Origin of the sequence: Stenotrophomonas sp. CCNWLW57 (assembly GCF_037203925.1) — a bacterium.
GTDB lineage: Bacteria > Pseudomonadota > Gammaproteobacteria > Xanthomonadales > Xanthomonadaceae > Stenotrophomonas > Stenotrophomonas rhizophila_A.
In genome coordinates, this window is record NZ_JBBCBJ010000001.1 from 32,948 (window position 1) to 46,192 (window position 13,245).

General features: G+C 68.8%; 8 protein-coding genes. 3 read left to right on the forward strand and 5 right to left on the reverse strand.

The window, feature by feature from the left end; translation table 11 throughout:
* Nucleotides 1-42: 42 nt before the first annotated feature.
* Genes V9K91_RS00135 through V9K91_RS00150 form a run of 4 tightly spaced genes read right to left on the reverse strand, consistent with a single transcriptional unit; the run spans nucleotide 43 to nucleotide 5,759 of the window.
* Nucleotides 43-1,077, reverse strand: a complete 1,035-nt coding sequence (locus V9K91_RS00135; RefSeq protein WP_336442491.1) for a glycosyltransferase family 2 protein — start codon at nucleotides 1,075-1,077, stop codon at nucleotides 43-45.
* Nucleotides 1,077-1,961 carry an NAD-dependent epimerase/dehydratase family protein gene (locus V9K91_RS00140; protein WP_306987687.1) on the reverse strand — a complete coding sequence of 295 codons (885 nt, stop codon included), beginning with the start codon at nucleotides 1,959-1,961 and terminating at the stop codon, nucleotides 1,077-1,079. Before V9K91_RS00140 ends, V9K91_RS00135 begins: the two co-directional genes overlap by 1 nt.
* 52 nt (nucleotides 1,962-2,013) lie before the next feature.
* Nucleotides 2,014-3,576 (reverse strand): hypothetical protein, encoded by a 1,563-nt coding sequence (locus V9K91_RS00145; RefSeq protein ID WP_336442492.1) that lies wholly within the window; start codon nucleotides 3,574-3,576, stop codon nucleotides 2,014-2,016.
* Nucleotides 3,577-3,605: 29 nt separating this feature from the next.
* The gene (locus tag V9K91_RS00150) at nucleotides 3,606-5,759 is read right to left on the reverse strand and encodes a bifunctional (p)ppGpp synthetase/guanosine-3',5'-bis(diphosphate) 3'-pyrophosphohydrolase (RefSeq protein WP_068853730.1); all 2,154 of its coding nucleotides are present in this window, start codon (nucleotides 5,757-5,759) and stop codon (nucleotides 3,606-3,608) included.
* Between the two features lie 96 nt (nucleotides 5,760-5,855).
* Between V9K91_RS00150 and V9K91_RS00155 the strand changes: the two genes are divergently transcribed.
* On the forward strand, nucleotides 5,856-6,392 hold the full coding sequence (locus V9K91_RS00155; RefSeq protein ID WP_068853731.1) for a hypothetical protein: 537 nt from the start codon (nucleotides 5,856-5,858) through the stop codon (nucleotides 6,390-6,392).
* 40 nt (nucleotides 6,393-6,432) lie between these two features.
* Here the strand turns inward: V9K91_RS00155 and hrpA are convergent, their stop codons facing one another.
* Nucleotides 6,433-10,533: an ATP-dependent RNA helicase HrpA gene (hrpA, locus tag V9K91_RS00160; RefSeq protein ID WP_336442493.1), complete on the reverse strand. Its 4,101-nt coding sequence runs from the start codon at nucleotides 10,531-10,533 to the stop codon at nucleotides 6,433-6,435.
* An 89-nt stretch (nucleotides 10,534-10,622) separates the two neighbouring features.
* Here hrpA and V9K91_RS00165 point away from each other — a divergent pair, with 89 nt between their 5' ends.
* Together V9K91_RS00165 and recQ are read left to right on the forward strand one after the other, a co-directional pair.
* Nucleotides 10,623-11,186 (forward strand): Dps family protein, encoded by a 564-nt coding sequence (locus V9K91_RS00165; protein WP_068853733.1) that lies wholly within the window; start codon nucleotides 10,623-10,625, stop codon nucleotides 11,184-11,186.
* 208 nt (nucleotides 11,187-11,394) lie between these two features.
* Nucleotides 11,395-13,197, forward strand: a complete 1,803-nt coding sequence (recQ, locus tag V9K91_RS00170) for a DNA helicase RecQ (protein ID WP_217538404.1) — start codon at nucleotides 11,395-11,397, stop codon at nucleotides 13,195-13,197.
* The last annotated feature ends 48 nt before the right edge of the window (nucleotides 13,198-13,245 follow it).

Sequence of the window (13,245 nt, forward strand, 5' to 3'; positions counted from 1 at the left end):
GCCGCAGCTGACCGCCGCGTCCTCGTTTCACCCCAGTTCAAATCAGGCCAGGCCGCGCAGCCGCCATCCCGCCCATGCTCCCGTGCAGGCGGCTGCTACACCCTGCCAGCCGCCGCCGGCCAGACAGACGTTTGCCAGGCGGGCCAGCAGACGGGGCGCGTCGTGACCGATCCAGGCCCAGCCGACATCCGGCCTGCGGTAAAGCTGCACGCGCGACCATGCCATACGCCAGGCGATCGCCGCCAGGCCCTGCACGCGCGGCGGCGCGATGTTCACATCGCGCTGGTCCAACACAGCCTGCAGGGCGTGCAGGCGTTCGGCCGTGCGCTGCCGTGCCACCGCATCCAGCAGATCCAGCCCGCGCAGCCGTTGCAGGAACGAACGCCGGGACGCCCCGATCTGATTGCTGCCGTGCTGGCGATAATCGATGGTCGGCCGCGGCAGCAGGTCCAGGCCACCCTGCAGTGATGCAATCACCGCCAACCACTCATCGTGGCTCCAGCGCGCGGCGATGGGCAGCCCTTGCGCCAGCAGCGAACGGCGCAGCGCACAGGTGGCACCGGTGACGAAGTTGCGCAGCAGAATCGCATCCAGAGCCTGGCCGGAGCGCTCCAGGTCGATCTCGGCCGGATGGACGCGGAGCACCTCCAGCAGGGTGCCGCCCAGCGCGTCGCCATGGCCATCCACCAGCCGGGCGTCACTGTGCAGGAGCAGCAGCGCCGGGTCTGCGTGGAACCGGCGCACCGCCGCCTCCACCCGGTCGGGGTGCCATACGTCGTCCTGGTCGCAGAGGAAGATGATGTCTGCCCGACAGCGCTGCATGGCGTCGGAAAAATTCAGCACGTAGCCGAGGTTGCGCTGATGCTGGACAACGGTGACTCCGATTCCCATGGACCGCGCGCGCGTGGCGAATGACGCCACGATGCTCAGCGTTGCATCGGAAGAGCCATCATCGCCAATCACCACTTCATCCACCGGCATGCTCTGGGCCAGCACGCTGTCCAGCTGCGCCTGCAGGTAACGCGCGCCGTTGTAGGTGCACAACGCCACACCGATGCGGGGGGGCACGATCGACATCAGCGTGCGCCACCGCCGAGCCGGGCCCGGGCCTGCTCCGGCGTCATCGGCGTCCACGTACTGGCGTCCGGCTGGAACGCCCTTGGGTGGACCCCCAGCAATGACACCAGCGCACGGTTGTCGGCGATCAGGTCCTGCTGCAGCCGGGATACCGGACCGCGCGCCCGCGGCAGCAAGGCGGCAAGCAGGCGCAACGCCGACAATGGAAGGTACAGGGGCAGCGCGCCGCCGCCCAGGCTGGCATGCACCCGGCGGAACATCTGCATGTAGTCCAGCCGCTCGCCACCGCCGATCTCCAGCACCTTGCCGTCCACCGCGTCGCTCTCCAGCGCAGCCAGCACGGCCTGGGCGATATCGTCGGCATGCACGGGTTGGCGCATGCCGTTGGCCATGGGGATCGGGAACAGGCGCAGGCGGCGCGCGCGCGCGACGATCGGCGACAGGCTGCGGTCCACTCCCGCGCCGTAGATCAAGGTCGGCCGGAACAGGGTGTACGCCATGCCCAGCCGTGCCGCCTGCCGGGCCAGTTCGTCCTCGCCGTACTGAAGTCGGGCCACCACCTGCTGTTCGTCGCTCTGCGCCGAGCCCTGCTTGGTCACCACGCTCATTGAACTGGTGGCGATGATCCGCGGTGCGGGCGCCACCGCCTGCGCTGCCAGCCAGTCCGCCCAGGCGTCCATCGGACTGAAACTGACGATGGCACGCCAGCGCTCGTTCAGGTCTGCGGCCAGCACGGTCTTCAGGTCACCGGTCCGCCATTGCACGCCCGCCTGCGGCGGTTGCGGCCGTCGGCTGATGGCCACCACCGGTACGCCGGTCAGTGCAAGGCGGGCAATCAGGAAGCGGCCGATCTGACTGGTCGCCCCGGAGACAAGGACGGTCATGCCGGCCCCAGGAATGAAGGACCAATACTATAGCCGAGCCCGTTGGCGGCTCTCAGCGCTGGGCGCCGATGTCCCGTAGCCGCGCCTGCAGTGACTGGAACTCGGCGGCGCTGGAGCCTGCGCCCCAGCGTGACGCCATCTGCAGCGCCAGCGTCGCGAATTCGACATCTCCCTGGCCCAGCCGTTCACTGCCGATCGCCAGCCAGCGCTGTGCCAGCCGCTGGCGTGCCGGGGTCAGCGCCGCATCGCCGGGCGACAGGGTCTGCCACGCTTCCAGGCAGGCGCTGGCGGCCTGTACCCGGTTGCCGCGCAGATGGTCCTCGAAACAGGCGCCCGTATCGGGGATCAGGCGTTGCGTGGCAGCGCGCACGCGCGGGTCCCGCGGTGCCATGGCCTGCGCTTCGCGCAATGCATCGTAAGCGCTTCGCCCAGGAGGCGAGAGGAAATCGCCGCGGGCCTGGGCTTCATCAAAGCGCCGCAGCAACGCAACCACCTCCCGTTTGCCTCGGGCATTCGGCGCAGGGGGCGAGGTCAGGGCGCGTTCGGCCTGGCGGGCTTGGGTGATGGCCTGGCGGGCGGTGTCCAGTTGGCGTCCATTGGCTCCCAATGCCTCTGCCGACGCCAGCGCCTGCCCCGCCAGATCAAAGCGGAAGTCCGCCGCCAAGCGGGCGGCCGAGGCCAGCAGCGCCTCGATCGCCCGCTGCTGTCCCTGCTGCGCTGCGGTATCGTCCGGCCGCGTCGCCAGCACACTCTGGAACGCCTCGCCTGCCGCCTGCCAGCGCTGCCTGCGCAGCAACCGCTGTGCTTCGTTCAAGCGGGCTTCAAGCGCAGCGTTCAGCGCCGCTTCGCTGGCCGGAAGATCGACATGACCGGGGTCGAAGCCGCGCGCTCTGCGCACCTGTTCCGCCGCTGCGGCCACATCTCCCCGCGCCGCCGCGTCGCGTGCCTGCTGCAGCAGGTCTGAAAGCGCATCCTCGCGCCCTTCCAGTGCGCGCAGGTGGTTGGGCGCGCGCGCCAGTACCATCTGGAACAGCGGCAGGGCGCTGTCATCGGTGCCATCCAGGCGTTGCGCCTGCAACGCCGCTTCTGCCCGGCCCAACAGCGCGCCGATACCGGCCCCCTCCTGCTGGTGGTCGCGCAGCCGGCGCGCCACGGCATCGGCATCGCGCTGCGGCACCTGCAGTTCGCGGGCCAGGGCCAGCGCGCGTTGCGCGGTTGCCGCATCGCCGGCATCGAGGGCGGCAGCGGCCTGCGCCAGCGCGGCCTGGCCCGTACGCGCCAGGCCGGCGCGGGCCTGCGGACGATCGCTGTCCAGCGCCAGCGCCGCCTGGTACCACTCACGCGCGCCGCTGCCATCGGCTGCGCTCAGGCGGCCCGCGGCCAGCGCACGGTCGCCCCTGTCCAGCAGCTGCTCCACCTGCGGCTCATTCCAGAACCAGTTGGCCAAGGGGCCCCCGAACGCGACCAGCAGTACGAACACCACCACCGCCACCAGCAGCGCCCAGCGCCAGATGCGCCGCGACTGCCAGGCCTGCACCCACCACCAGCGGCCTTCGCGGCGCACGCGGCGCAGGGCGGCATGCGCGGCGTCCTCATGGTCGGGATGGCGGCTCATTCCGTGAGCGTAGCGTGAGTCACGTGAGGTCAGCCCAGACGCCGCGCGTCGCTGACGCCGGGCAAGGCATCCAGCTTCCCCAACAGTGTCGAAAGCTGGCCGTAATCGCTCACTTTCAGGCGCAGGCGCAGGTGCGCACGGCCGCTGTTGCGGACGTTGTCGCTGTGGATGTCCAGCACGTACGCATCCTCCTGCGCGATCAGGTTGGTGATGTCCTTGAGCAGCCAGCGGCGATCCACCGCGTCGACCACCACGTCAACCTCGTAGCCTCCGCCTGCCTGGCCCCATTCGACCGGCAGGATGCGCTGCGGGCTGGCGGCGGACAGCCGCGCCAATGCGGCACAGTCGGTGCGGTGCACGGTGACCCCGCGGGTACGGGTCAGGTAACCGACGATGGGCTCGCCGGCCACCGGCTGGCAGCAGCGCGCCAGCTGCACCAGGAGGTTGCCCACGCCCTGTACGGTGAACTTGGACTTGCCCAGGCTGTCGCGGCGCGCGGTGGGCCGTGGCAACGCGGGCACCGCCGGCTGCGTGGCGGCACGTTCGGCTTCGAGCAGTGCCCGGCTGACCTGGTGCGGGCCGGTGTCGCCCAGCGCCACCTGGATGTACAGGTCATCGACGCTGTCGGCATGGAACTTCTTCGCCGCCACGGCCAGGTCCGCCTGCGCCAGCCCGAGCCGCTTCAGTTCGCGGTCGAGCAGGTCGCGCCCGGCCTGCACGTTGCGCGCCCGGTCCAGCTTGTGGAACCAGCCGCGCACCTTCTCGCGCGAGCGGTTGCTTGCGAGGTAACCGTTGGAGGCCAGCAGCCAGTCCCGGCGCGGGTCGGCTTCCTTGCCGGTGAGGATTTCGACCCGGTCTCCACTGCGCAGGCGGTAGGTGAGCGGCACGATGCGCCCATTGACCTTCGCACCACGGCAGCGGTGGCCGACCATGGTGTGCACGTGGTACGCGAAATCCAGCGGCGTGGCGCCCTGCGGCAGGTCCATCACCTCGTCCTTCGGACTCAGCGCATAGACCCGGTCCTCGGTCAGCTCGGCGTCCAGCGCACCCGCCAGCTCCCCGCCATGACCTTCCTGCGACTGCTCCAGCAGCTGGCGCATCCAGGTGATCTTGCGGTCGAACGCCTTTTCCGCGCCCTTGCTGCCTTCCTTGTAGCGCCAGTGTGCGGCCACGCCGAGCTCGGCCTGGGCGTGCATGTCGTGGCTGCGGATCTGTACTTCGATGGTGCGCCCTTCCGGCCCCACCACGGCGGTGTGCAGGGAGCGATAGTCATTGGCCTTGGGCCGGGCGATGTAGTCATCGAACTCGCTCGGCACCGGTGCCCACAGCGAGTGCACCACGCCCAGCGCGGCGTAGCAGGCCGCCACGTCCTTGACCATCACCCGCACCGCGCGGATGTCGTAGAGCTGCTCGTAGGCGAGCCGCTTTTTCTGCATCTTCCGCCAGATGCTGTAGATGTGCTTCGGGCGCCCGCTGACCTCGGCCTCGATGCCCTGCGCCAGCAGCTCGCGCGACAGCACCTTCTTGACCGACTCGACATAGCGTTCGCGCGCCAGCCGTGTTTCGTCCACTTCACGTGCAATGCGGCGGTAAGTCTCCGGCTCCAGGTGCCGGAACGCCAGATCTTCCAGTTCCCACTTCAGCTGCCAGATGCCGAGCCGATTGGCCAGCGGCGCATGGATATCGCGGGTCAGTTGGGCCAGCGCGCGGCGCTCTTCCTCGGGCAGGCGATCGGCCGCGCGCATCCGCGCCAGCTGCCGGGCCAGCAGGATCGGCACCACCCGCAGGTCCTGGATGATCGACAGCAGCAGGCGGCGCAGGCCTTCGCTGTTGCGCCCGGCATCGCGCCCGGCGTGCAGCGCCCAGACCTGGTCGGCCGCGTCCAGGCCCTCGAGCAGGCCGAACACGGCCGTTTTGTGGCTGCCCAGCGGAAGTGCGTCCAGCCCGGCACGCAGCCACGGCAGGTCGAACAACAGGGCCGCCAGCAGGGCGCTGTCGTCGGCCGACAGCAGGGCCAGCGCATCCAGGGTATCGGCCAGCACCGGCCAGGGGGCAGACTGGGCGTGGTCGGCATCGTTGGCCTGCCAGCGCTGCAGCAGCGCCTCGCGCACTGCGGGGGACAGCGAAGCCGCCGAGGGTCGGTTCAACAAGCCATCCAGGCCGGGGACAGAAGCGCGGTTCACAGCATCATGCAGACAAGATAGAGAGCCCTACACTAGCGCTGGTATCGTTGCCGGACAATCAGAACCGGTTCCATCGTGCATTCCTGGAGAGCTGCCATGCGTTTTTCCCGTCTTAGAGTGTTGGCCGCTGCGGCCGTCCTGCTGGCCATGGCCGGGCCCGCCCTCGCCCAGCGCGTGGTCGAAGGCGACCTGCAGCAGCAGATGTCCCCGGCCGAATTCAAGGCAGCTGGCCTGGACAAGTTGAGCCCCGCCGAACTGGCCGCCCTCAACGGCTGGCTGCAGGGCAAGGTGGCCGCGGTCAGCGCTGACGTGCGTGAGCAGGTGCGCGAACAGGTGCGCGAAGAAGCACGCGAGGAAGGCCGCCAGGAAGTGATCGTGAAGAACCGCGGCTTCTTCGACTTCGGCAGCAAGGAGCCGATCGTGAGCACGCTGCAGGGCGAGTTCCGTGGCTTCGGCAAGGGGCGCCGTTACGTGCTGGCCAACAACCAGGAATGGGAGCAGACCGACGACACCACGCTCTCGGGTGTGCGCCGCACCGATCCTGAAGTGTCGATTGCGCCGGGCGTGATGGGCGCCTGGTACCTGCAGGTCAAGGGCACCAACACCCGCGCCAAGGTCCAGCGAATCAAGTGACCCGCATGTCCCGCGCGGTTGCCGCGCGGGACATGCCCGTTCACGCCTGGCGCAGCGCCGCCACCCGCTGGGCCAGTTTCTTGGCCGAAATGCCGGTCCTGGCCCCCAGTTCCTGCGCGAACAGCGACACCCGCAATTCTTCCAGGTCCCAGCGCAGCGCCTGCCACTGCGTGCGGTCGCGCAGGCCGCGCGCCTGCGCCTCTTCCAGGGCATCCAGGAACGGCCGCAGTTCCAGCATCCGCGCCTGGTCACGCGGCGGATCGCGCTTGGCCCGTTCGCTGCGCAGGATCATCGCGCGCAGGTAGCGCGGATACTGCGCCAGTGCTTCAGCAGGCGTCTCACGCAGGAACCCGGGATGGACCAGCGCCGCCAGCTGCTGTTCCAGGTCATCCAGGTTGCCGCGCGCCCAGCCCATCAGCGGTGCTTCCAGCAGCGGCTTGAGTTCGGCCACGTGCGCCAGGATGTTTTCCGCCAGCTTCAGCCGCGCCATCGCCTCGCCGAACAGGTCGCGGCCGGCGGCATCGCGCCGCTTGGCAAAGGCCGCCGGGTCGCGGATCTCGCCCAGGCCGTCGGCCAGCACGGCATTCAGCGCCGCATCCGCCAGGTCACCGCGCAGGCGTTCCTGCGATTCGATCGAGGCATACAGCAGGCCGGTCTTGGGCGGCACCGGCAGCTGCTTGCGGGCCTGCTTGGCCTTGTCGGCCAGCGCGATATCCATCAGCCGGCGTACGCCACGCGGATGCTGCTCCAATGCTTCGTTGCGGTCGGCGAAAATGCGCAGTGAGGCGGATTCACCGGCATCCACCAGCGCCGGATACGCCGGCACGCCGGCTTCACCGGGTACCTGCAGCGGAATCGGCGCCACCGGGAAATCACGCAGTCCTTCGGCTGCCAACGCACGGCCAGCGCGTGCGGCGAATGCATCGCCGGCCTGCGCGCCGAAGCGGGCGCGCAGCGCCTCCAGGTCGCGCGAGGCGGCCAGCAACCTGCCCTGCGCATCGTGCAGGCGCAGGTTCATGCGCAGGTGCGGGTCGAGCGCGCTTTCATCGAAATCGATGGCCGCCACCTGCGCGCCTGTCGCGCGCGACAGGAACCGGGCCAGTTCGCCACGCAGGTCGTCGGCGCTCGGCGCGGGGAACGCCTCGGCGAAGGCGCGCCCGAAGTCCGGCGCCGGCACGTAGTTGCGGCGCATGGCCTTGGGCAGGCTGCGGATCAGCGCGGAGGCCTTGTCGGCCACGAATCCCGGCGCCAGCCACGACAGACGTGCCGGATCCAACGCGTTGAGCAGGTGCAACGGCACATCCAGGCTGACGCCGTCTTCGTCGCTTCCCGGTTCGAAGCGGTAGTGCAGCGCCAGCCGCGCATCGCCCAGCGGCAGGTAGGTCGGGTAGCGCTCGGCATCGCTGCCCTCGCCCGGCAGCAGGTCGGCCAGCGTCCACGCCAGCGCGCGCTTCTTCTCCGGGGCCAGCGCCTTCCACCAGGTATCCAGACCGGTGGCCGAATGGATCTCGGCCGGAATCCGGTCCAGGTACCAGCGCGCCTGCCAGCCTTCATCGGCCACGATGCCGGCGCGGCGCAGCTTGGCTTCTTCTTCGCGCGCCTGCTCCAGCACCTTGAGGTTGTCGGCGATGACACTGGCGCGGGTGTTGATCTCGCCGGTGACCAGCGCCTGGCGCACGAAGATGTCGTGCGCCTCGCCCGGGGCGATGCGGCCGTAGTGCACCGGCTTCTTCGGTGCCAGCACCAGCCCGAACAGGCTGATCTGCTCCGAGGCCAGAACTTGGCCCTGCGCACGCGACCAGTGCGGATCAAAGTGCTTGCGCAGCAGCAGGTGCGGCAGTTCGGCGATCACCCAGTCCGGTTCGATCGCCGCATTGGTCAGGCCCCATACCTTCTGCGTATCCAGCAGGGTGGCGGCCAGCAGCCATGGCGGCGGCCGCTTGGCCATCACCGAGCCGGGGAAGGGCAGGAAGCGGCGCTGGCGCGGGGCCAGAAAATCGCCCTTGTCGCTGCGATGGCCGATCTGGGTCGGCAGGCCGGCGATCAGTGCACGGTGCAGGGTCTGGTAGGCCGCGGCACGCACGCGCTCGCTGAAGGCATTGCGGGCCTCTACGGCCGCTGCGGGGGCGGCGGGCACAACCGTGGCAGCTGGCGGTTCGACCTTGCCCTCGCGGGCCAGACGGGCGGCACGATGCTGCTGGCCACGGGTGGCCTTGGCCCTCCCGGCATCATCGCGAACGGGCGCAGGGGCCGACGAACCGGCCAGCAACGGCGCCATCGCATTGTCCACCGGCTCCTCGCTCCAGCCCAGCTCTTCGCAAAGCACACGCAGCTGGCGGTGCAGCTCGCGCCATTCGCGCATGCGCAGGAAGCCGAGGAAATGGCGATCGCACCAACCGCGCAGCTTGGATTGGGTAAGATCTTCGTGGGCCTGGCGATAGCCTTCCCACAGGCGCAGCACGCCGACGAATTCAGAGCGCCCATCGGCAAACAGCGCGTGTGCGTTGTCAGCCGCGGCACGCGCTTCGGGTGGGCGTTCGCGCGGATCCTGGATGCCCAGGAACGACGCAATGACCAGCATCGGGCGCAGGCAGCCCTGCGCGTGCGCGGCGACCAGCATGCGGGCCAGCTTCACATCCACCGGCAGGCGCGCCATCTGGCGGCCGATCGGGGTGAGCCGGCGGTCGTTGTCGATCGCGCCCAACTCGCCGAGCTGCTGCCAGCCATCGGCAATGGCGCGCTCGTCGGGGGCTTCCAGGAACGGGAAATCCTCGATCCGGCCCAGCCCCAGCTGGAGCATGCGCAGGATCACTCCGGACAGGCTGGAGCGGCGGATTTCCGGATCGGTGAACTCGGCGCGCGACTGGAAATCCGCTTCGGAGTAAAGCCGGTAGCAGATGCCTGCGGAGACGCGACCGCAACGGCCTTTGCGCTGGTTGGCGCTGGCCTGCGAAACCGCCTCGATATGCAGCCGGTCCAGCTTCTGGCGCGGGCTGTAGCGCTTGACCCGGGCCAGGCCCGGATCGATCACGTAGCGGATGCGCGGCACCGTGAGCGAGGTCTCGGCCACGTTGGTGGCCAGCACGATGCGGCGCTTGCTGCCCGGATTGAACACCGCGTCCTGGTCCTTCACCGACAGCCGCGCGTACAGCGGCAGCACTTCGGTTTCGCGGTATTTACGCCGTTCCAGCGCCTGGTGCGCGTCGCGGATTTCGCGTTCACCCGGGAAGAACAGCAGGATGTCACCGCGCGGGTCGAGCCGGGTGATCTCATCCACCGCCGCCACCACCGCATCGTTGACGGTGCGTTCGCCATCGCGGCCGCCGTCCTCATCGCCACCGCCCTCGCCTTCCAGCGGGCGGTAGCGTACTTCCACCGGGAACGTGCGGCCTTCCACGCTGATCACCGGCGCATCGTCGAAGTGCTGGGCGAAGCGGGAGGTATCAATCGTCGCCGAGGTGACGATCAGCTTGAGGTCCGGGCGCTTGCGCAGCAGCTGCTTGAGGTAGCCGAGCAGGAAATCGATGTTGAGGCTGCGTTCGTGCGCCTCGTCGACGATGATCGTGTCGTACTGCGACAGCCAGCGGTCGCTGCTGATTTCGGCCAGCAGGATGCCGTCGGTCATGAACTTGATGCGGGTATCGTCGCCGACCCGGTCGGTGAAGCGCACCTGGTAGCCGACCGTAGTGCCCAGCTCGGAGTGCAGCTCCTGCGCCACGCGGGTGGCCACCGCACGTGCGGCAATCCGTCGCGGCTGGGTGCAGCCGATCATGCCGGCCACGCCGCGCCCGGCGGCCAGGCACAGCTTGGGCAGCTGGGTGGTCTTGCCCGACCCGGTTTCACCCGCGATGACCACGACCTGGTGTTCGCGGATCAGCGCCGTGATGCGCTCGGCTTCACGCGCGATCGGCAGGCTGTCGTCCAGACTGATCGACGGCTGGTTGAGCGCCCGCGCCTGGCGCCGCTGCACCGAAGCGTGCAGGGCCTGCTGGAATGCCGCCGCCACGCCGGCATCGGCCGGTTTGGCCCGCCAGCGCGAGAGCATGCCGAGCAGACGACCGCGATCACGGCTCATGGCCCCGTCAATGGCGGCCTGCTGCGAAGACAGGGACGAAGCATCGGGTTGTTTGATAGCGGTCATCAATCGGATCGTTTAGAACTTATGAGTACAACTGAAGGTTAGTCTGACTTATTGTGAAGGCCATCCCATCCAACACGAGGATTTCCCCCATGGCGAAGACCAAGACCCCGGCCAAACCCAAGGCCGCCAAGCCCCAGGGCGCCAAACTGAAGCTGGCAGCAGCGGCGCCCTCGGCCCCGAACATTGATATCGGGATCAAGGAAGCGGATCGCAAGAAGATTGCCGAGGGCCTGTCGGCCTTCCAGGCAGACGCGTTCACGCTCTACCTGAAGACCCACAACTTCCATTGGAACGTGACGGGCTCGATGTTCAACTCGCTGCACCTGATGTTCGAGACCCAGTACACCGAACAGTGGGCGGCCCTGGACGACGTGGCTGAACGCATCCGCGCCCTGGGCTTCAACGCGCCGGGCTCCTACCGCGAGTTCGCCGCCCTGACCTCGATCGCCGAGGAACCGGGCCTGACCGACAGCGCCGACTGGCGTGAAATGGTACGCCAGTTGGTCGCCGCCAACGAGGCCGTGTGCCGGACCGCCCGCAAGGTGCTGGACGTGGCCGACGACGCCGACGACGCCCCGACCGAAGACCTGATGACCCAGCGCCTGCAGACCCACGAGAAGTACGCCTGGATGCTCCGCTCGCTCCTGCAGTAATCCCTCTGGGGCTTTGCCCCTGCGGGATTTCCAAGGTTCCGCTTCGCGGAACCTTGGACCCTGCACAAGTCGCCGGCCACAGCCCCGCGCCTGTCGGCGCGCCCCCCTTGACTCAAGGGGGGCTCCTTGGCCGGATGGTCTCTCGCCTACGTTCAGATCCGGAATTGGATGACCCGCCTTGGGTCGCTCAGCCCTGTAAACTAGGGCGATGTCTTCCCGCCCCGCGCACGAACTGCTGCACCGCATCTTTGGTTACGACGATTTCCGCGGTCCGCAGCAGGCGATCGTCGAGCATGTCGCGGCCGGTAATGACGCGCTTGTGCTGATGCCCACCGGCGGCGGCAAGTCGCTGTGCTACCAGGTGCCTTCCCTGCTGCGCGAGGGCACCGGCATCGTCATCTCGCCACTGATCGCGCTGATGCAGGACCAGGTGGAAGCCCTGCGCCAGCTGGGCGTGCGCGCCGAATACCTGAATTCGACCCTGGATGGCGAAACCGCCGCCCGGGTCGAGCGCGAACTGGCCGCCGGCGAGCTGGAACTGCTGTACGTCGCGCCCGAGCGGCTGCTCACCGGCCGTTTCCTGTCCCTGCTGGCGCGCAGTCGCATTGCCCTGTTCGCCATCGACGAAGCCCATTGCGTCTCGCAGTGGGGCCACGATTTCCGGCCTGAATACCGCCAGCTGACCGTTCTGCACGAGCGCTGGCCGGACGTGCCGCGCATCGCGCTGACCGCCACCGCCGACCCGCCGACCCAGCGCGAGATCGCCGAGCGGCTGGACCTGACCAATGCCCAGCACTTCGTCAGCTCCTTCGACCGCCCCAACATCCGCTACACCGTGGTGCAGAAGGACAACGCCAGGCGCCAGCTGCTGGATTTCCTGCGCGGCCACCGCGATGAAGCGGGCATCGTCTACTGCATGTCGCGGCGCAAGGTCGAGGAAACCGCCGAGTTCCTGTGCAAGGAGGGCATGAACGCCCTGCCCTACCACGCCGGCCTGCCGGCCGAGGTGCGCGCGGCCAACCAGCGCCGCTTCCTGCGCGAAGACGGCATCGTGATGTGCGCCACCATCGCCTTCGGCATGGGCATCGACAAGCCCGACGTGCGCTTCGTGGCGCATACCGACCTGCCAAAGTCGATGGAAGGCTATTACCAGGAAACCGGCCGTGCCGGCCGCGACAGCGAACCGGCCGAAGCCTGGCTCTGCTATGGCCTGGGCGACGTGGTACTGCTCAAGCAGATGATCGAGCAGTCCGAGGCGGGCGAAGAGCGCAAGGCGCTGGAACGCTCCAAGCTCGACCACCTGCTGGGCTACTGCGAATCCATGCAGTGCCGCCGTCAGGTGCTGCTGGCCGGGTTCGGCGAAACCTATCCGCAGCCGTGCGGCAACTGCGACAACTGCCTGCAGCCACCCGATGCCTGGGATGCCAGCGTGGCCGCGCAGAAGGCGCTGAGCTGCGTGTACCGCAGTGGCCAGCGGTTCGGCGTGGGCCACCTGATCGACATCCTGCGCGGCGGCGAGAACGACAAGATCCGCCAGTTCGGCCATACCGAACTGAGCACCTACGGCATCGGCAAGGATCTTGATGCCCGCACCTGGCGGAGCGTGTTCCGCCAGCTGGTGGCCGCCGGCCTGCTGGAAGTGGACAGCGACGCCTACGGCGGCCTGCGCCTGACCGACGGCAGCCGCCAGGTGCTCAAGGGCGAGCGCAAGGTAATGATGCGCCGCGAAAGCCCCAGGACCCGCGAACGCGAGCGCGGCGGCCAGCGCACCGGCCTGTCGGTGCTGCCGCAGGACCTGGCCCTGTTCAACGCCCTGCGCGGCCTGCGTGCCGAACTGGCGCGCGAGCAGAACGTGCCGGCCTTCGTGATCTTCCACGACAGCACCCTGCGCAACATCGCCGAACAGCGCCCCACCAGCATCGACGCGCTGGGCCGCGTAGGCGGCATAGGTGGCACCAAGCTGTCCCGCTACGGCGAGCGGCTGGTGGAGATCGTCCGCGAAGAAGGCTGATGCGCGCGCGCCCAGCCAGACCCACGTCCAACGTTGAACCTGCCGTTC

Bases quoted from the DNA above. Each gene is read 5' to 3' on its own strand.
- V9K91_RS00135 (WP_336442491.1), bottom strand. From the start codon at position 1,077: ATGTCGATCGTGCCCCCCCGCATCGGTGTGGCGTTGTGCACCTACAAC.
- V9K91_RS00140 (WP_306987687.1), bottom strand. From the start codon at position 1,961: ATGACCGTCCTTGTCTCCGGGGCGACCAGTCAGATCGGCCGCTTCCTG.
- V9K91_RS00145 (WP_336442492.1), bottom strand. From the start codon at position 3,576: ATGAGCCGCCATCCCGACCATGAGGACGCCGCGCATGCCGCCCTGCGC.
- V9K91_RS00155 (WP_068853731.1), top strand. From the start codon at position 5,856: ATGCGTTTTTCCCGTCTTAGAGTGTTGGCCGCTGCGGCCGTCCTGCTG.
- hrpA (WP_336442493.1), bottom strand. From the start codon at position 10,533: ATGACCGCTATCAAACAACCCGATGCTTCGTCCCTGTCTTCGCAGCAG.
- V9K91_RS00165 (WP_068853733.1), top strand. From the start codon at position 10,623: ATGGCGAAGACCAAGACCCCGGCCAAACCCAAGGCCGCCAAGCCCCAG.
- recQ (WP_217538404.1), top strand. From the start codon at position 11,395: ATGTCTTCCCGCCCCGCGCACGAACTGCTGCACCGCATCTTTGGTTAC.